The organism is Aestuariibacter salexigens DSM 15300, from assembly GCF_000429145.1.
In the GTDB taxonomy this organism is placed as follows: Bacteria; Pseudomonadota; Gammaproteobacteria; order Enterobacterales; family Alteromonadaceae; genus Aestuariibacter; species Aestuariibacter salexigens.
The window spans coordinates 182,250-202,094 of the sequence record NZ_AUBH01000002.1 but is presented as its reverse complement, the minus strand read 5'-3'; the positions used below and the strand labels follow the sequence as shown (position 1 = coordinate 202,094).

The 19,845-nt window shown below is 47.9% G+C and carries 12 protein-coding genes; 5 read left to right on the top strand and 7 right to left on the bottom strand.

The genetic code is table 11. The annotated features are described in order from the left end of the window. The first annotated feature begins 45 nt into the window (after nt 1-45). Nucleotides 46-2,223: an acylase gene (locus tag G441_RS0105100; protein ID WP_026375355.1), complete on the top strand. Its 2,178-nt coding sequence runs from the start codon at nt 46-48 to the stop codon at nt 2,221-2,223. An 18-nt stretch (nt 2,224-2,241) separates the two neighbouring features. Here G441_RS0105100 and G441_RS0105095 read toward each other — a convergent pair whose 3' ends face one another. From G441_RS0105095 to G441_RS0105085, 3 genes are all read right to left on the bottom strand, one after another. Continuing rightward, nucleotides 2,242-3,627, bottom strand: coding sequence for a DUF1501 domain-containing protein (locus G441_RS0105095; RefSeq protein WP_026375354.1), 1,386 nt, complete (start codon nt 3,625-3,627; stop codon nt 2,242-2,244). Between the two features lie 9 nt (nt 3,628-3,636). Next, the gene (locus tag G441_RS19175; protein ID WP_051275349.1) at nt 3,637-6,180 is read right to left on the bottom strand and encodes a DUF1800 family protein; all 2,544 of its coding nucleotides are present in this window, start codon (nt 6,178-6,180) and stop codon (nt 3,637-3,639) included. A 95-nt stretch (nt 6,181-6,275) separates the two neighbouring features. Further along, a complete protein-coding gene (locus G441_RS0105085; RefSeq protein WP_026375352.1) occupies nt 6,276-6,887 on the bottom strand; it encodes a flavin reductase family protein in 612 nt (203 codons plus the stop codon). Nucleotides 6,888-6,975: 88 nt separating this feature from the next. On the opposite strand from G441_RS0105085, the gene G441_RS0105080 reads away from it, so the two are divergent. Both G441_RS0105080 and G441_RS0105075 read left to right on the top strand, forming a co-directional pair. After that, nucleotides 6,976-8,235 (top strand): ABC transporter substrate-binding protein, encoded by a 1,260-nt coding sequence (locus tag G441_RS0105080; protein WP_420806145.1) that lies wholly within the window; start codon nt 6,976-6,978, stop codon nt 8,233-8,235. A gap of 43 nt (nt 8,236-8,278) precedes the next feature. Then, complete coding sequence (locus tag G441_RS0105075) at nt 8,279-10,933, top strand: hybrid sensor histidine kinase/response regulator (RefSeq protein ID WP_156896284.1); 2,655 nt, start codon at nt 8,279-8,281, stop codon at nt 10,931-10,933. 16 nt (nt 10,934-10,949) lie between these two features. Here the strand turns inward: G441_RS0105075 and G441_RS0105070 are convergent, their stop codons facing one another. The 3 genes from G441_RS0105070 to G441_RS0105060 form a co-directional block, all read right to left on the bottom strand. Beyond that, nucleotides 10,950-11,687 (bottom strand): substrate-binding periplasmic protein, encoded by a 738-nt coding sequence (locus G441_RS0105070; RefSeq protein ID WP_026375349.1) that lies wholly within the window; start codon nt 11,685-11,687, stop codon nt 10,950-10,952. Further along, nucleotides 11,684-12,109, bottom strand: a complete 426-nt coding sequence (locus G441_RS0105065; RefSeq protein WP_156896283.1) for an STAS/SEC14 domain-containing protein — start codon at nt 12,107-12,109, stop codon at nt 11,684-11,686. The genes G441_RS0105070 and G441_RS0105065 overlap by 4 nt, the downstream gene beginning before the upstream one ends. A gap of 97 nt (nt 12,110-12,206) precedes the next feature. Next, nucleotides 12,207-14,198, bottom strand: a complete 1,992-nt coding sequence (locus tag G441_RS0105060) for a methyl-accepting chemotaxis protein (protein WP_026375347.1) — start codon at nt 14,196-14,198, stop codon at nt 12,207-12,209. Between the two features lie 219 nt (nt 14,199-14,417). On the opposite strand from G441_RS0105060, the gene G441_RS0105055 reads away from it, so the two are divergent. Together G441_RS0105055 and G441_RS0105050 are read left to right on the top strand one after the other, a co-directional pair. Beyond that, nucleotides 14,418-16,313 (top strand): YfiR/HmsC family protein, encoded by a 1,896-nt coding sequence (locus G441_RS0105055; protein ID WP_026375346.1) that lies wholly within the window; start codon nt 14,418-14,420, stop codon nt 16,311-16,313. Between the two features lie 181 nt (nt 16,314-16,494). Continuing rightward, nucleotides 16,495-18,747 carry a TonB-dependent receptor plug domain-containing protein gene (locus tag G441_RS0105050; protein ID WP_169726047.1) on the top strand — a complete coding sequence of 751 codons (2,253 nt, stop codon included), beginning with the start codon at nt 16,495-16,497 and terminating at the stop codon, nt 18,745-18,747. A gap of 10 nt (nt 18,748-18,757) precedes the next feature. Here G441_RS0105050 and G441_RS0105045 read toward each other — a convergent pair whose 3' ends face one another. After that, nucleotides 18,758-19,837 carry a type 1 glutamine amidotransferase domain-containing protein gene (locus tag G441_RS0105045; RefSeq protein ID WP_026375344.1) on the bottom strand — a complete coding sequence of 360 codons (1,080 nt, stop codon included), beginning with the start codon at nt 19,835-19,837 and terminating at the stop codon, nt 18,758-18,760. Between the last annotated feature and the right edge of the window lie 8 nt (nt 19,838-19,845).

The window sequence follows — 19,845 nt, the reverse complement described above, 5'->3', positions numbered from 1 at the left end:
CCTGCTAGATTCTTTCTACCCTTTTTCGGCTAAAGTGAAATCACTATGCACATGCCGGTTCGTCACGGACTGTTGGTTATCAGTCTGGTTATCATGAGCGCTTGCTCTAAAGTCCCCTCATCCTCAACTTATACAGAACTCGACCGCCTGCAAGCGCGCGCTGAGCAAGTAGAAATTATAAGAGATGACTTCGGCGTACCTCATATCTATGCCAAAACCGATGCCGATGCTGTATTTGGTTTGCTCTACGCTCAGGCTGAAGATGACTTTAAACGCATTGAACGCAACTACTACTGGGCCATCGGTCGCCTGGCCGAAGTCGAGGGTGAACAGGCGCTATTCAGTGACTTGCGGGCAAGATTGTACATGAACATAGATGAGGCTAAAGCACACTACGAACGCTCGCCAAAATGGCTGAAGACGTTGAACGACGCCTGGGCAGATGGTCTGAATTACTATCTGGCCATGAATCCGCAAGTCAAACCAAAATTGTTAACCCGTTTCGAACCCTGGATGCCTTATTTCTTTTTTGAAGGCTCGATAGGGGGCGATATTGAACAGATTCCCGTTGCTGGCATTAAGGCTTTTTATGGTCAGCGTCAGGATGCGCCACGCACCGTTGCGGACGACGGGCAAGAACCAAGCGGTTCGAATGGCTTTGCCATTGCCGGTGAACTAACTGAATCTGGCAACGCGATGTTACTGATCAATCCGCATACGTCCTTCTACTTTCGTGGCGAGGTGCACGTAGTCAGTGAAGAAGGACTGAATGCCTACGGAGCGGTTACCTGGGGACAGTATTTCGTCTATCAGGGATTCAATGAACATAACGGCTGGATGCATACCTCGACCTATGTCGATTTTATTGATGAGTTTACCCACGATGTATTTGAACGTAATGGGAAGCTCTACTACAACTACGGCGATGAAGCCCTTGAGCTTAAGCAATCAGAAGTCACACTGAAATATATAACTGCAGACGGCATGCGTGAACGCACCTTTACCATGTACCACACTCATCAGGGCCCTATTACGCATCAGGTAGATGGAAAGTGGACTGTCACGCGCATCAACTGGGATCCGGTTAATGCATTGCAGCAGTCCTACATTCGCACCAAAACCCATAACCTGGCTGAATTCCGAGAGATGATGGATATCCGCACCAACTCGTCAAACAACACCGTATATGCAGATGCGGATGGCAACATCGCCTATTTCCATGGCAACTTTGTCCCTAAACGGGACCCGCAATTTGACTATGCTAAACCTGTCGATGGCAGCAATCCGGCGACCGACTGGCAGGATAAACATACTGTTGATGAAATCATCACCGTGATCAATCCTGAAAATGGCTGGATCCAGAATGCCAATTCAACCCCCTTCACGTCTGCCGCTGAGTTTAGCCCTAACCCGCAGGACTACCCGACCTATATGGCCCCAGATCAGGAAAACTTCCGGGGCATAAATGCAGTACGCGTGCTTTCTGATATAGACAATCTCACCCTGGATTCACTTATCACGCTGGCTCACGATCCCTATTTGCCCGGCTTTGAGCAATTAATACCGGGTCTGGTTACCGCATTTGACGCCAATAAAGATGACTATAGCGAACTGGCAGCGGCTATAGAGGAATTGCGCAGTTGGGATAGGCGTTCGTCGGCGAATTCAGTAGCGATGACGCTGGCACACTTCTATGGCATACATTACGCCGAGCATGGTCCCCGTCCAAATGACATGAGCTATATGCAACGTATTAATTACTATGGCAGCGGCACGCCCGAAAAAGAGCGCCTGGATATGTTCGCTGCCACGTTAGCTAAGTTAGAAAGTGATTACGGCAGCTGGAACAAGCCGTGGGGCGAGGTAAACCGTCTGCAGCGCCTAGATGGCGAAATTAACGGGCGCTTTGACGATAATGAACCCAGTCTGGCGATTGGCATGGCTTCTGGCCGATGGGGCGCATTGGCCGCATTCGGCTCAAGGCAAATGACAGGCACCAAAAAACTCTATGGTTACCGGGGTAACAGTTTTGTCGCAGTGGTGGAATTTGGCGATAAGGTCAAAGCCAAAACCATGCTTGCAGGCGGACAGAGCGGCGACCCCGCCTCACCACACTTTTACGACCAGGCACAGCGCTACGCTGATATGCAGTTTAAGGATGCCGCCTACTACCGAGAGGACGTAGAAAAACGCGCGGTGCGAAAATACCACCCCGGCGAATAACCGCGCATATGTTTGTTATTACCCGATAAACAGCGGCAGGCTTTGGTCGTTAAAGTTTGCCAGATACGGGAATACGTCAGACAACTGTGATGACGTTAACCCGTACCACTGCGCCAGGCTAGCCGCATACTGATCGACCGAGGTGGTAGGAATGATCCGCCCCTCGCCGATATCATCATTGCTGCCAATCACCAACTCTGGCATGGTGCCAAAGAACTTACCACCATCAACAGCATCGCCCATCACCATCTGATGGCTGCCCCAACCGTGATCGGTCCCATCGCCATTGCTGGTCAACGTGCGGCCAAAATCACTGGCGGTAAAGGTCGTCACTTTATCTGACACGCCCAGCTCGACTGTCGCATCATAGAACGATTTAAAAGCATGGTTGAGTTCACGCATCAGCGCAGGATAACGATTCGCCTGATCACCATGGGTATCATAGTCACCAATGCCGACAAAAAAGATCTGGCGACTCATGCCGAGGCTGGAACGTGCAGCGATGAGATTCGCCACCATCCGGAGACTGGCAGCCAGTCGGCTCCCCTCGGTAAATTCTGTAGCCAGCGGTGACACATTGGCCAACGCTGAAGACACCTGGTCACCCAGCAGCAGCGAGCGATTTTGTGTATCTGCGAACGCTTGCGAAAACAGATGGGAATGACTCTGATCAAGGATCTTGCGATACGCCGCCACGCGGTTTACGTCCCAAATCTCGTCACTGCGCGGGCGAATACTCCAATACTCGCTCACCCCACCGGCTGACAATGTGTAGGGTGATATTGCCCCGCCCATCTGTAACGTGTTGGCGCCAGACAGAGAAATATTCATCGACAACTCGTTATTCTCATTAATGTCCATCATCATTTCTGCCATACGGCTCGCCCAGCCCTGCTGTGGCTTGCTGGCCTGCAAACTCATTACAAAGTTTTGTTGGTCATTGTGAGAGAAGAGCTGTGGCGGCAGCGCAACCCGTTTATTGACGTAGTCGGTCTGGGTGGTCGGTTCAATCAAGGTGCCGACGTTATTGATAAACGATAGTTTGTTGTCAGCAAACAGACTGGCGATATCGCTTAGCTCAGGGTGCAGTCCGTAATCAGCGGGCTGACTGTTATTCGGTTCAAGCGGGATGATCTGGCTGCGCGAAATAGCCAGATTACGACGAGTATTGGCATAGCTGTTGTATTCACTCTGCGAATACGGCATCAGCATACTGAAGGCATCATTGCCGCCGTAAAGGAACACACAGACCAGGGCCTTATAGTCAGAGAAATTTCCCGTTTGCGCCTGCGCCATACTAAATTGGCTGGTCAGCGAAAACAGACTCGATGAGCCAAGCGTTGCGAGCGCTGAGCGTTTAAGAAAATCGCGGCGGGATAAGGTGTACTTTGTTTTTTTCATCATAATCCCTCGCTATTTTTGTACTGCGAATCCCGGCGAGTGGTACAGCAGATGCACCACTTCAGCCACCACGTAACGGCCCTGGGACTGCTGTGACGCAAGCGTGGTTAAGGCGTCTCGTGTCACGTCTGACATTTGCCCTGCCATCATCAGTAAATTTAGTCTGTCCAGCAGTCGCTCAACGTTTCCAGCCAGCGCTATTTCATCGCTAAAATCCGGATACGGGCAGCCAAAGCCATCCAGATATTGTCGCCGGTCCTCACAATCGCTGAGGATAAAGTCATACGAGTTGAAAATAGTCGCTGAGCCAAAGTTAGTGGCCGCAGTGATGTAACTTTCATTCAGGATTTGCATCTCTGGTGCCACCAGACCCGCATCGCGGATCGGACCAGCCGGGCTGTGATCGGGCCGGTAGAAATTAAATACCGACGGAGAGCCGTAAGGCCGCTGACCTGAGGCAATGCCAGGCCAGAACCAGCGTAGGGTCGGCCTCAGCGCACCGCTATCATTGACCGGGTGCATGGCGGTTACGTCAAATGCCCGAATAAGCGCAGTAAATTTAAGCATCGGCTCTTTGAGTTTGCCAAACGTCGTTGGCGCGTCCAGATGCCCCGAACGCGCTTCTTCATCCAGCAGAATCGCTTTTACCACTGCGCCTAAATCGCCTCGCACGCCATCGCCATTGTCACGGAATACCGCGCTGATGCGAGCAACATACTCCGGGCTGGGATTACTGGTGACCAGACGCTGGATCAACTGTTTGCTGATAAAAGGCGGCACATTGGGATGATTGAACACATTATCTAACGCCCCCGTCAGGTTCTCATAGGCGCTTTGACCTGCCGGCAATACTTCACCATTTAACAGTGTCTTTTCATCGCTATCATGGTATGCCTCAAATGGGATCATCGGGCTTTGCATGTCTCCAAACAGCCAGCCATCATAGTCCCAGTATCCCGCATTATTGTAGGTCCAGCCGGTAAGCACGCGGGCAAAGGCTTTGATAATCTCCTGATCGTAGGTAGGAACAGGTTGCCCCTGTTCATCCAACTGCACAGTGCCATCCTGATCCAGCATGACCAAGCCAATACTGAACAACTGCATCATTTCCCGGGCATAGTTTTCATCCGGGCGGATATTTTCTTCACTGTTTGCTTTCTCATTGCGGATCATGCTCAGGTATTCACCCATAATGGGATTCAGCGTGACCGCTTCGAGCAGGTCGCGATAATTCCCCAGCGCGTGGCGGGCCAGCAAGTCATGATACGCCACCACACCTTTGGCATTGTTAAACAGCGTATCGGATGTCTCGGACACCACAAATATCTGACTTAGCGCAAAAGCAACGCGCTGACGCAGCTGATCTTCACCATAGGCGAAGGTGTCCATCAGCATATCGTTAGCAATTAGCTGTTTGTGATAGGCATGATCAAGATTTGCGCGGCTGGTGATGGGAAGTCCGGCTTCTCGCAGACGTTTCTCAAACTTATCAATCAATATGGTTTGTTCGGTGTTTATCTGCCCATCTATCCAGCTAGCATAGTCGGCGTCAGTCGCCATCAGATAATGAATACTGTGTTCTGTCGGTCCAAAGGTAGACTGGGTAAGAAAGCGCACAATATCCTGCGCCTGTTCATCGTCAGCAAGCTCCCACAGATCATTTTCAGGTTCTACCTCATAAGTGGCACTGGCTTGCTCTGAAACATTCCCTGCCGCATCAGTCGCGCTGGCGATGACTCTACCGCTGGCCTGCGGCGAACTGCTGGTTACCGCTCTGAAAAGTCCATTGGCCTGGGCCTGGGTAGAGCCCGTTGTGCCATCCTGAAATACCACCTGTACCAGACTGAGTCCCTCAGCAATACCATCAACGCTGACGGTATTGTCTTCATTAACTATTACATTCAGGGTCGGCGTCAGCGGTGCAGTAATATCGTTATAGACCTCACTCTGTGCAGACGCCGCGTTACCATTCAAATCTTCGACGTTAAGCGTTAGCGTGCCTGAGGTCTGTGGCACGGCGCTGGTGACGGGACCATACTGGCCATCCGTGTTCGCCGTGGTACTTACGGTAGCACTATCGGGGAAGGTTACACTGACTGAACTCAGTGCTTCAGCCGTTCCCTCAACGGACAGTGTACCGTTGCTGTTTACGTCAATCGTATAAGTCGCAGAACCGGGCGGCATAGCATCGGTATAGGTACTGATTGCGGCGTCGGAGCGGTTGCCTGCCTCATCTGTCGCCGTGATCACAATGTCACCGTTGGGTTGTGGGAGCTCGCTGGTTGAAGGCCCGAAGTCGCCAGTCTGGGAAGCGGTAATAGTCTGCTGTTGACCATCCGGGTAGGTCAAATCAACACGGCTGCCCGCTTCAGCAGAACCGGTAATAGTGAGGGTACCGCCCTGATTTTCACCAACAGTAAAGGTGGGAGGCGGTGGTGCTGTCCTATCGCCGCTATCAGGCGGCGTTGGCGGCTGAGGCGGAGCGGTTTCGCCGCCACCTCCACCACCGCATGCAGCCAAAAGTGTCAGTAAACTGGCCGCGAGTAATCTGTGCATAAGGTCTCTTTCTATCGCTAACATTGGTCAAAACCGGACCAGTTCTCAGGCTACCATAGATGAATTAGCGATTAAAAGGATGGCAGTCTGATCGATCAGCTCTGCGGTCTTATCATCTCAAACATATGCTGGGCAGAAAGTGTGAAATAATCACCCTGACCGCCTGCGCGGAGCACAGGATCAGCCTTAAGCAGATCAAAGACACCATCCTTAATCATGTCTTGGTGGATATGAACACATACCACTTCTCCCAACACCATATAAGACTCGACGGTCTCGCCTGCAGCCGAGCTAAGCTGCACGATCTGAGACTTTTTGCACTCCATGACCACCGGGCTTTCCTGCACATGGGGAACAGAGATTTCGCTGGACGGTTTCTTGGTCAGTCCGGCAAGCTCGAATTCATCACACTCAGACGCCACAGCTTTACTGGTCTGGTTCATTTTGATGGCCAGCGACTGACTGACAAAATTCCAGCAAAACTCACCGGTCTCGCTGATGTTACTGACCGTGTCTTTATACCCCACACTGCTAAAGCCAATGATAGGCGGTGTGTAGTTAAACGCATTGAAAAAGCTGTAAGGAGCCAGGTTGACGTTCCCTAAGGCATCTTTACTTGAGATCCAGCCAATCGGCCTAGGCGCGATAATAGACGCGAAAGGATTATGTTTCAGTCCGTGACCTTCAGAGGGTCGATAGGTATGCATAAATTTGTCTTTATCATTAAATGTTTGTCTACACTGGTTATATCCCTGGATACATTGATAAGTTCAGTCCATGAACAAATTGCATGACATAAATCGTTCACGTCGAAAAGCATTAAAAACGATATCAAAGTTAAGCTTAGCTGGCGTTGCAGCAGCTAAAGCGCCTTATGTTTTCGCTCGTCAGTCAACGGTACTAAGAGTCTTAGGCACCCATGTCACATTGCAAGATGAGCTTAGAGAACAAGCCGAGAGAGATTTAGGTTTCTCTATCCAATTTGAACCAAGAGGCAGCGCCGCTGTATTGCAAAAGGCCTCGATGTTTCCAGAGTCATTCGATCTTTATGAACAATGGTCAGACAGCATTAATGTCCTATGGCAAGCTGGCGCGATACAACCCATTGAAAAAGCGAGACTTACCTATTGGAATGAGATTAACTCTCTAACCAAAACAGGACAACTGAGACCTGATGCAAAAATTGGCGCCGGAGACGCTCCAAATAGAATTTTAAACATTCAGCCTGATGACTCACTGGGGAGTGAGCCGACAGACAAGATAAGTTTTTTGCCTTATGTACACAATGTTGACTCATTCGGTTATGACACTCGGGTTATTCCAAAAGGCGTTCCTTACAAAACAGAAAGTTGGGGTTGGCTGCTCGATGAGAGTAACCGAGGAAAAGTGGGCATTGTCAATGCCCCTACTATTGGCATTTTCGATCTTATTTTGGCTGTACAGGCCAAGGGATTGATGACATTTAATGATATTAGCAATTTATCCATAGATGAACTGAACGCACTGTTTGATATTATAGGCGAGTACAAAAGAGCAGGTCACTTCAGTGGTTATTGGACATCCGTTCCCGAGTCAGTCGACTTTATGAAAAGTGGACGAACCACCATCCAAAGTATGTTTTCACCCGGTATTTCTGCCCTTAAAGGAAATGGCATTCCAGTCGTTTATGCAGCCCCAAAGGAAGGCTACCGGGGCTGGCATGGCGTAATGTGCCTGTCTTCACAAACGCAGGGAAGAAGCAAAGATATGGCCTATGATTATATGAATTGGTGGCTGTCAGGCTGGCCAGGCGCATTTATTGCTCGACAGGGTTATTACATTTCAAACCCGCAACGCTCCAAACCCCTACTCTCCCAATATGAATGGGATTACTGGTATGAAGGAAAACCGGCCAAGTCTGAGCTGCGCGGGACTGACGGCAATATATCGGTCGGAAAGGGAGAGACGCGTACCGGTGGCAGCTATGTTGAGCGATTCAGCAACGTTGCAGTGTGGAATACTGTTATGCCAAATTATGATTACAGCCTGCAAAAATGGTATGAGTTTATCAGCTAATTAATGACCAAATCCGAGCTGTTAACATTAAGGATGTACATAAGTGGTTAATCCGGTCTCGCGTTCCCTAGGCAGGCAACTAGCGCTTGTTGTCATTGCACTCTCCGTACTTTTGCTCGCTCAAATCTATCTACTGGTCTCCAGTCAGGAGATTTATGAGGACACACTCAATCAAGTTGAAAATGCCAATGAAGCGGTTGTGATTGCCACGGAATTGGAACGTGACGTTATCGATATGCAGCGTAACGTTCTGATAGTAAAAGAAACGCTTAGTGCAAGTGTAAGTGAACGCATCAACCAATTGCTCACATCCATAGATGAAAAGCTGCTTTTTTTGTCGAGATTATCGCAAGAATCTTCTACGAGAGAAGTTGAAGATTATATAACAAGAATGCAGGGCCATCTGAATGACTACCGCGTTAATTTACAGAGTGTATTAGAGGGGAAAAGGCAACAGGGAAGCCTGCTTAATGACGCGTTGTTGGGCAAGTTTGACGATGTTGCGCAGTCGACCGAACTTTCAAGTCTGCCAGATACTCTGCAGCAATCTTTATTAATGCACATAGCGAGTGCACGTTCGGATGCAATGAGTTATTTACGACAACCTGCAGCGACTAATAGAAACAACTTTAAAGCCAACATTGACGCTGCCCTCGCACTTGTTTCAGAGCAAACAGACACGCTAACAATCAATGCTGAATTGCGCGAACTTCAGGATAATTTTGAGCAGCTTAATCGGGTTACAAGAGGATTTTCATTTTTATCAAATGTGGTGATGACCGGCTCTGCCAACGAGATCCTGTATCTCGCCAAACGATTGAAAGACACGCAGAGTCTTAATCTCGAAAGTATCGTCCGTCAGGTTAGTGTTGTAGAGAGGAATACCGAAACTCGCCTGTTTATTTTCACTACCATGATACTCGTCACAGCATTCGCGGCCGTGTTTTTCATTACAAGAAGGGCAATAAGACCGGTTCAAACCATCACGAGTATATTTGATGACTTAGCACAGGGAAGAACGGTTACCGCCATCCCCTATCGAGAAAGGAGTGACGAAATAGGACAGCTCGCCACAGCTGCAGATATTTTCATGCAGAAAAATGAACTCACTGAACGTCTGCTAGAAGATTCACAAAATCTTGTCCTAGAACAGCAAGCGCTAAATGACCAGTTAGATGAAGAAAAGCGCAAAGCTATCGACGCCACCAATGCTAAAAGCCTGTTCCTTGCGAATATGAGCCATGAGATCCGCACGCCGATGAATGGCATCATCGGCCTTGTACAGATATTGAAACGACAAAAGTTGAGCGACAAGCAACGGGACTACGTCGATAAAATCGAATATTCAGGCAAAATCCTGATGTCAGTCATTAACGACATTCTGGACTTCTCAAAAATTGAAGCCGGGAAAATGGACCTCGAAATCCATCCATTTTCGATAAACACTATTCTCGAAAACATAGTGGAATCGGTCGCATCTCAAGCAGATAAAAAAGACCTCTACATGCGACTTTTTATCGACCCTGCCATACCAGATAAATTACTGGGCGACAGCATCAGAATCAGCCAGATACTGTTTAACATTATCAATAACGCCATAAAATTTACCGAGACAGGAGGTATTGGCATTCGGGTGCTCATAGAGAGGCAGAATGGGAATGAACTACACCTGAATTTTACTGTTTCGGATACTGGCATTGGTATCTCTGAGGCCGCTCAAAAAACGATCTTCAGTAGTTTTTCGCAAGCAGATGGAAACTCAAACAGAAAATATGGTGGTACAGGTCTTGGCCTTGCAATAGTCAAGCAACTCTCAGAATTAATGGGCGGCCATGTAGAACTCTCATCACAGCAAAATAAAGGAACGACAGTGGAGGTATATCTGTGTCTAAAAATTGCTGATGATGCTAAGCGATTTATCGATGATAACCTGCCGATATCAAATTTGGTCGTCATCGGCGAACCGCCACCAAATCAAGTGTTAAAATATTGCGAGGCAATGCGCCTTAACTGCAAACATTCCGGCGAGAAATTACATATCCCCGAATTGCCTGACCCTGCAAGTACTCTGGTGATGGTTAACGCTGGTGCCTTAATAACGAAGCCAGCTTTTCAAAACTACTTGCTGACGCTTCGAGGTATTACACGTAACATTGTCGTCATAACTGAACACCGTTATTTTTCTCAGCTTCATTTTTCTGAGAAAGAGTTTGATACCAAGATCCTTGTCCGACCATTTTCATTAAAAAAACTGCATGAAGCATGTAAAACGTTTTCAAAAACAACGACGATTAACAGTGACATTGATTCCGATCGACTTCCCAAATTTACCGGTACTGTGTTGCTCGCAGAAGATAATGTAATAAATCAAGAAGTCGCCGTTAGTTTATTGGTCGATGTGGGACTAACAGTTGAAGTTGCTGAAGATGGTCAACAAGCGGTATCCATGATTAATGACTCACCAGACCGTTTTAATTTGATAATAATGGATATTCAGATGCCAAACATGGATGGACTGACTGCAACCAAGCAGATAAGAGATGCTGGTTACGCAGACCTTCCCATTTGCGGCCTCTCGGCAAATGCTATGCAAGAGGACCGAGAAGAAGGCATAGAAGCCGGTATGAATGCCTATCTCATTAAGCCAATAGATAAGCGAGAGCTTTACGACGTATTACAAACACTTTTACCCAATTAAATGATAAAGCTTGGCTTTACAACGTAGGTTCTTCTGTTTTTGCACAGCGCTGCCAGAATGCTTCAATTGAGGGCTTATTTGCTTGATAGAAAGCTTTGTGAAATGGAATGTACCAGGGGTGGCTAAGCTCTGGGATAGGTATCGCACGCAAGTCCTTCTCAACGCCGAGTTGTTGCGCCTCATTCCATCCGTAAAAACTGTAGATTACATAGCCAGACAACCGGTTTAGGGCGACAAGCTCTATACCTTTAGTTGGCGACACTCCCGACGGCAAGCGCAACTCACGCTTTTCAAAAAAATCGTTGGTCCACCAGCCAGGCGGTGTAGACACAGCACCTGATAGATTATGGAATTGCTCACCGTCCCACGAAATATTGCTGTCTTTGTGCACAAACATCGATACTTCAGCAAAGTTGGTCGCACCTGCCAGAGAGCCGGTGCCCGCAGCCGATGGAAATGCCAGCTGTTTTGCCCGCTCAGGCAGATATACCGCAGCAAGTATGCCGTCGTATTCGCCTTCAATGGTTTTCAGCAAACAGCGTTTAAACGGCGCTGCTTCAATGCTAAGCGAAATGCCAAGCTCAGCGGCCGCAGCCTGGGCCCTGTCAACTAATTGTCCAACTACTTTATTGTCCTTGAGTTCATAGTATGGCGCCATACCAAGCTGGTCTGCGCACAGCGTCATTTCTGTTGCCGCTGCGCTCAGGCACTGCATGGCGAGCAAAGCGACTAGGCAACGCGTCAATGCACTCATTGGTTGCCAAGTTCCTTGTTCAACCAATCAGTAGCCTCGTTCAAATCTTCGAACGCGCGGGTATTGATTTGTAACCCTTTCTGATAAACGCTACTGGCCGCTGCGACAGTAAACGCTGAGCTTGCAACAATGGCCTTGGATTTCATATTGGTCGTGAGCAGAAAATCAGTGAGCTTATTCACTTCCTGCCAGCCATCGGGCGTACAGCCCTCAAATTCGGTGAGGTCAATCAGCACACCAAAAGCGCTGTGATTGATATGCTCCACGGCACGTTTAATCGCATTGCAATAGTCGATGGCCCCTTCCAGATTGAAAGAGCCGAAGGACTTGGCAATTAACATATTGTTTTCGGTGGTAACATCAAAGCTACCATGTGTACTGAATTTCACTGCGGTGTATTTATGAGGACACTTTACGGTCAAGTCTAGCAACTAGCTCCTCACCTATGCTAAATCAGGCAGCAGGAAAAGATGACTTTCCTAATTGTCAGTAAGAATCTTCCGCAAACACTCGACCTATCTACACTTTCAGCTTATCGATCACCTGCTCAAGATCTTTTGATAGCGCACTGAGCTGCTGAATAGAGGCAGAAACGGCTACACGGTCGTCGGCGGTGCGCTCTGCAAACTGCTTCACTTTCTCAATGCTTTGCGCAACTTCATTGGTTAAATCCGCCTGCGTGGTATTTTCCTCGCGAATGCCCTGCATGCGCTGACCAATGTTATTCATGCTGTTAGCAACCGAATCCAGTGTTTCGGTCAGTTCACTGACCTGCGTCGCACCTTTATCAGCCTGTTCATTACTGGTCTTCATTGTTGAGTTGGCCTCGTGAGAGGTATCTTGCAACCGCGTAATGATTTCCTGGATATGCTGGGTAGATTCCTGGGTGCGACTCGCCAGTGTGCGAACTTCATCAGCGACGACGGCAAACCCTCTTCCCTGCTCACCGGCTCTGGCCGCTTCGATTGCCGCGTTAAGCGCCAGTAAATTCGTCTGGTCGGCGATCTGGCTGATCACGTCCAGCACTTCGCCTATGCGGTCAGATTCCTGCTCGAGCTGACTGACGATAGATGACGCGGCATTGATGTTTCCAGACAGTGCCTGAATCTCTTGTGCGGTAGAGCTCAGCGCATTGTTGCCACTATTCATATCGGACTTAGCAGTATCTGCCAGCGCGGTGACATCAGCAGTATTGTCAGCTACCCGTCGGCTGGTATCAGCCAAACGCTGACTGGCCAGCGCTACAGAGTCTATCTGCTGCTTTTCCTGCTCTGATAATTCCGATGAATGTTGCGTCAAGTCCATCACGCTGCGCGTAGTTCTGCTCACCTCAGCGGTAATCGCTTTGGTTTGTTTGACCAGACCGTGCACCTTCTCAACAAACACGTTGAATTCTTTGGCAAGTTGTCCAATTTCGTCTTCACGATCAACATCAATGCGGCGCGTGAGGTCACCCTCACCTCTGGATATATCGCGCATGGTTAACAACATCGACGTTAACGGTTTCAACACCGGCTTTATCACAAACATGATCACCGCCGCGAGTATTGCTAACACAATCAGCAAGTTAAGCGCGGTAAAGAACGCTGCCGTATTAACCGGCTCATCTACCACAGAATCGGGTACCATAAAGCCCAGTTTCCAATTTACCGATGGGTAATCATCAGCCACCTGGTCAAATATCAGACGATAATGCTCGCCCTTCCACTGCACGTCGGTTTTGCCGCTGTTTGCAGACGCCATGTAGGATTGTGCGGAAGAAAAACCTTCACTGTCTGCAAACTGCGTGTCTACGGCAGTTAACAGGGAGCCGGGAGGGAAAGATTCATTAAAGCCGGGAAAGTAAACCAATACGCCTTTATCGGTTACCAGAAAAGCCTGTCCGACATTCTCGTATTTAATCTGGCTTAGCATTTCACCCACCGTGGTGATCAGAATATCCATACCGCCAATCCCCAAAAAGCGGCCATTTCGTTCAACGACGGTTTTGACAGTGGTTGAAATTGAGCCGTCGTTCAGGTCGACCGCAGGCTCGGTCACATATAACCCATCGGCGTTGATGGCTTCCTGCCACCACGGACGCTTGTTCGTGTAGTAGCTGTCACTGTCATAGCGGCCATTCAGGTCAAAGTATTCAAAGGTATTGGCCGAACCAAAAAAGATACTTTTAATGGCGTTGTCGTTGTCTGAGAAGAAGCGGAAGTACTCCGTCACGGCTTGATACTGCTCAATGTCGGCAATATCGCCGCCACGGTCATCGTAGCTTTCAAACCAGTCCAGCACCTGTGGATTAGAGAAAATACTGTGGATCAATTGTCCTTTCGCATGCAAAAACCCCTGAATTTCTGTTGCTCTGAGCTTTACAAGGTTTGCCACATCACTTTGCACGCGCTGTTCGGTCGCTTCTCGTACCTGACTAACTTGCCAGATACCATAAAGCAGGAAAAGTGCTGCCATGCTTGACAACACCATAACGAGTAATCGACGACCAACGGATTTTTGATACCACATAACACAGCATTCCTCTTAGCGGGACTTGATACCCATAACTTACATGGAATTGCGCTTTTCTTCTATGCTTGCAGTTAAACATAGTTGGAAGGAAAGACAGACGTATCACCGTGAAACAACGCTTTTTTCGATAAAACGTACACTGACACAAGTACTGCGCTATATTAGCGATATAGCTTGAATTTATATGATGCATAACACGAAGAACCAATCTTGCGCATGTGGAAAATCACTCCGAAAACAAACCGCTATACTGCCTCTAAAATAATCTCTGTGGTGATGTCCGCACTGCTTATTTGGTTAGCTGCAAGTACCACTGCAGAAGCGCAAACAGCTACTAAAGAATCGCTGATTGCCGCCTACGTATATCAGCTATCAGAATCTATCCAGTGGCGAGAGGTAACCTCTCAACAAACGCTTAAATTCAATTATCTTGGTGAAGATACTGAGCTGTTTTCAGCACTTTCACTGATTGGGTCCCGCAGCATTGAGGACTTATCGCTTGTGGTAGCACGTAGCGAGACGATTCAAACGGCGGTTGTCGATGCCAATGTGATCATCGTAGACGAGAATAAACAAGAGGGTCTGGAGCAACTTTTTTCACTGATTGACCGGCGCCCTATCCTCGTTATCACGATTAACGCGATAGACAGCAAGCTGACACACATTAATTTGCTCACCAGCGGTACACGCATGACATTTGAGCTTAATCGTTACACGCTTGCTTATAACAACCTCCCCATCGACATTGACGTGCTCGTACTCGGTGGACGAGAGGTCGACATCGCTGAGTTACTCAAAGAGCTGCAGCGTGAAGTAGCAGTGAAAGAGCAACAGCTTGCAGACGTAACTGCCATCATCGATTCACAACAACAAACCATCGAACAGCAGATAAATGATATCGCCAAGGCAGAAAAGAGTCTTGAAGCGATCAGGCAGCAATTAATGTCTGAAGGCGAAGAAGTCAAAAAACTCGAAGTGCAGGTGATGAGCTTAAATGACGATGTCAGGACAGCTAAAAGCACGCTCGCGGCAAACAACAAGACCATTCAAGAGAGAGAGTTGGCACTGGAAAACCAACTCAAACAAATTCAACGCAATGAAGGATTAATCGCAGAACAACAACGCAAAATAGGTAGTCAAGAAGAAACCATACGTGAAACATCCGCCAGGCTGTCGGAGCGAGAAATCATAATTGCAGAACAGACCGAACAGATTCAAAAAAGTGATGAACTGATCAGTACACAGAATCTGGTCATCATCATCATTGTAACACTGATGTTACTGATCACTTTTGTATTTATCGCGTTCCTGCGTCGCAGTAAGAAATTGAGGTTAACCCATCAGGCATTACTGGAAACCAAAGACCAGTTGGTTGAATCTGAAAAGATGGCATCACTGGGCTTTTTGGTTGCCGGTGTCGCACATGAAATGAACACACCACTGGGCAACATTATCACTGCTTCCAGTAGCCTTGAACATGAACTAAATGAAGTCAGCACGCGCTTAACGTCTCAAACACTGTCCCGTAGTATGCTTGAAAAGTTGATAGAAAATAGTCGGGAAGCAGTGCAGCTTATCTCAAACAATCAGCAACGCGCGGCTAATTTAATCTCTAGATTCAAAGAGCTCTCTGCCGATGAATTAGCAAAGGACTCGCAACAGGTGGTTGTCAGGCAACTGCTCGATGATGCATACCATTTTCACCTCAATGGTGACGATAGAGAACGCCTGAAATTGGACATAGATTGCCACAGTGACCTACACATCCATTGTAATGTAACAGCGCTTGTTAATGTGGTGACACAACTGATGTGTAATGCGGCGCTTCATGGCGATAGCTCAAGTGACGGAAAAACACCCTTAAACATAGCGTGTAAGCAACAGGGAACGAATCTGACGATGCGTTTTCAGAATGATGGACAACCATTGACTGAAGACGAAAAACGTCAGTTATTTGAGCCCTTTTACACCACAAAGCGACACAAGGGATTGGTGGGGCTAGGTTTGCATATTTGCTACAACATTGTGCATAACCATCTGGGCGGGCACCTGCATCTCGAGGATGATGCCAATGGTGTTTGCTTTACGCTGACTCTACCCGTCTCAAGTTAACGTTGCGGCTTCAGCTAAGGGTTCCTACCGAAGTACTTTGACTTTCTCAACGTCGCGCGCTTTACTTACATCGTAGTGTACAGATGTGACAGTGATGAGCGTTATCAATCATCGATTAGTTTTAGCGTGCTGCGCGATGTTTGCAGCCAATACAAGTGCTGAGAGTAGTATTGATTCACTTTTGTCCTTATCTCTCGAAGAATTACTTAATGTTGAAATCTCCGTCGCCTCAAATGTAGTCACTGAACTTCGAAAACAACCTACCTCAATTACCACAATTACTGCTGACACCATACGCCTTTCTGGCGCAAGAACGCTCAACGAACTGCTCACCATATATGTACCAGGCTATTTTCTGGTTGAAGATCAAGATGACACCATTGCCGGATTCAGAGGTGTCGTACCAGATAACAACTCCAAAACGATGTTGTTACTTAATGGTGAAAGCCTCAACACAGAGTGGTTCTGGGGGGCGCCGGATGTACTACTCAACGGCATCAACATGGAGATGATTGAACGTATTGAAGTGATACGAGGGCCAGGTTCCGTAACACTGGGTCAGGGCGCGTTACTGGGCGTAATCAATATTGTTACGCGACAGCCTGATAAGCCTGGCGCAACGGCAACACTCAAGTTTGGTCAACATGGTTATCGCAAAATCAGTACGGATATGGCGTATTTTCATGATGACACCAAAGCCTATCTGTTTCTCTCAAAAGGGGATTATGACGGCCAGACGATGTCCAACCGTGGGTGGGCACAGACCCGTATTGATCAAGGACTCAGCGTTTATCAACGAAACCATCATCTCAAGCGAAATGAACATCAAAGCCTGTTTGCTAATCTGTCTCATCAGCGTCTTGATATTGATCTGTATCATTTTGAACACCAGCGTGATTTATATAATTTTTATCGCGACAGAGAAGTGGTCAAACAAACCATCACAGGCATTTCAGCTCACTACCAGCAACCTCTAAGCGATACACTTCGCGTGAAAGTCAGTGCTAATTATACTCAGGATGATTATCAGCTGTTCTCACACGGGAACAATGTTCGCACCATTGAGCGATTTAACTTTGAAGCGTTCGGTAGTCAATTTGCTCCGTTTGTTGAAGATGGCAGTGCGGCTGCAAGTGCGACTGCTGATGATATGGTCACGCCCGGATTAAAAATGGGTGGGACAGGCGAAATACGCAGGGGTGTCACATTCCTGTTAAATTGGGACGAACCGCTGCCCAATCACCGCGTCGCACTCGGCGCAGAGTACGTGAACTACAATTTCGGTCGAACCGATGCGGACGGCCGTAACTACATTTTAAATGAAGAAATCCAGCTGTTGGGCTTTTCCAGTGACGGTGCGGGTGGTTTCATCCGCAGTAACGCACTTAACCAATCAAATACATGGGTAAAGCCCGCTAGCATCTCAATCCGCAGCGTATTTTTGGAAGATATTTACCAGTTCAGCGACACGCTCGATTTTTTTGCGGCGGTACGTTTTGATGATCATCCTAACTGGGGAGAACAATTCAGCCCCCGTATTGGCGCCTTGTACGACATAAATAACCGTCACCTTTTCAGATTTACATGGCAAACTGGTTTCAGAGGTGCAGTGGGCGTTCAGTTTGCTGGGGGGTTTGTACAGGACGGATTGCTTGCACAAACTAATTTTGCTGTTGCCAACGAATGGGCTGAATCAAATGGTGACTTCGACTTTGACGGCATTGCCGGGAACAACATTAAACAGTTAACCCCTGTCGAGCCTGAAACGATTGAAAGCATTGAGCTTTCTTACCAGTATTCACAAGAAAGCCTGCAAATTAACAGCATCATTTTTTATAACACTTTTGAGGATATCCTGGCTGCAGAAGCAAATGGTTGGATCGGTCTGCAGTTCGGTGACAAGATTGGTACTGATGACATCGGTACCTGGGGCGGTAACTGGTATTATCAAAATCAGACGGGCAAGCTTACCCAGCATGGTATTGAGTTGGATATACGATACCAGTATGACAACCTTTTAGTCTCTGCAAGTCATTCACATGTCAGTGTAGTCAACGCTGATGACGGTGTTATCGGTGGATATGTGTTACCTGGCAATAAAGTCGCGGCTTATCCGGAAAATATTTCACGTCTGCATGTCGATTACGCTAAACAATTAGACGTCGGACAACTCTCACTTAAATATGAACATGTGTATTTTTGGCAATACTACGCCCCTACCGGTAACACGATAGATGGCGGTCATATAGCCAACCTAGGCATCAGCTTGCGGCTTCCATCGCTCGATAACCTGGAAATCAGTGCAGTGCTCAAAAATATCTGGCAAGAAGATGCCCTCTATCCGATCAATGGCACAGGAGACCTTCTAGGTGCAGACGGCACACCTTCTATCGAGTCACGACATTGGTGGATGGCACTCAGCTATGCTTTCTGAGTATGGCCTCTCACTCTCCAGCCAGTTCCTTGAGGTGGTGAGTGAGTCTCAGCAAATCAATGCCTTTGCCAATATCAAACTCCATAAATGACACGATACCGTGCATCAATATTGTAATGCGCTGATAGGCCTGAGGCTGAGCTATCATAGCCGAGTACGCTTCGTTATATCCACCTCGCTCGTATGTCATCAACAAATCAATCGCCAGCTCTTCAGGCGTGCGAGTTCTCTGCTTTGGCGTATAGCCTAATTCAGCTACCACCATCTCTGCCATTTTCCATACTGACCAGGGGTTCTGTCCGGTAATGACCTTGCCATGCTGAGTGACCTGCTCCAGATAGCGGTCCCCTTTGTCAAACAGCGCTCCCTGCTGTATCAACTTATCTTCCAGCAAGAATGGAAATATCGTTATTGCATCAGGGATCAAAAATAGCTCTTCTTCATTGGTAAAGCCTGTCACTGCCTTATCAGCTAGCAGCATCGTGCCGTCATCCAGTGTGACGTTTACCAATGCAGCCGGGCCATGACAGACCGCGCTGATAACGCGATCATGTTGATAAAGTGCTTTGATGATACGCTGGATGTCTGGGTTATCGGGGAAGTCAAACATGGCGCCCTTTCCTCCGACAAAGTAAACCGCTGCATAATCGAGGGGGTTAATCTTGGACACGGGTATAGACTCATCAATTCTGTCCTGAATATCAGTGGCGTTAAGGAACGCATAGTCAAATGCTCCCATATCATCTCCATCGATGACGACGGGCGGTTTTCCGCCCTGCGGGCTGGCGAAGTCAACATCAAATCCATTCGCGGTAAATACCCAGTACGCTCGCGCCAACTCTGTGTGCTCATACCCTATTTTTTCGCCCTCTCCCATGCTGTTAACATTGGTCAGCACAGTCAGGATCCTGCCTCGAGAAGCGGGTACGTTTTCGTTGATATAGGAAAGGTCTGAAGGCGTAGTTTGTTTCAACGCCTCAATATATGCTCGCTCAGGTAGCGCACTCTTAAGCCAAGCTCGCGCCCCATAAAACATCGAGACAAACAGCGCCGCAATGACTACCAGGGAAATAATCAGTTTCTTTATCATGTAACCCA

Bases quoted from the DNA above. Each gene is read 5' to 3' on its own strand.
- G441_RS0105100 (WP_026375355.1), top strand. From the start codon at position 46: ATGCACATGCCGGTTCGTCACGGACTGTTGGTTATCAGTCTGGTTATC.
- G441_RS0105095 (WP_026375354.1), bottom strand. From the start codon at position 3,627: ATGATGAAAAAAACAAAGTACACCTTATCCCGCCGCGATTTTCTTAAA.
- G441_RS19175 (WP_051275349.1), bottom strand. From the start codon at position 6,180: ATGCACAGATTACTCGCGGCCAGTTTACTGACACTTTTGGCTGCATGC.
- G441_RS0105085 (WP_026375352.1), bottom strand. From the start codon at position 6,887: ATGCATACCTATCGACCCTCTGAAGGTCACGGACTGAAACATAATCCT.
- G441_RS0105070 (WP_026375349.1), bottom strand. From the start codon at position 11,687: ATGAGTGCATTGACGCGTTGCCTAGTCGCTTTGCTCGCCATGCAGTGC.
- G441_RS0105060 (WP_026375347.1), bottom strand. From the start codon at position 14,198: ATGTGGTATCAAAAATCCGTTGGTCGTCGATTACTCGTTATGGTGTTG.
- G441_RS0105055 (WP_026375346.1), top strand. From the start codon at position 14,418: ATGTGGAAAATCACTCCGAAAACAAACCGCTATACTGCCTCTAAAATA.
- G441_RS0105045 (WP_026375344.1), bottom strand. From the start codon at position 19,837: ATGATAAAGAAACTGATTATTTCCCTGGTAGTCATTGCGGCGCTGTTT.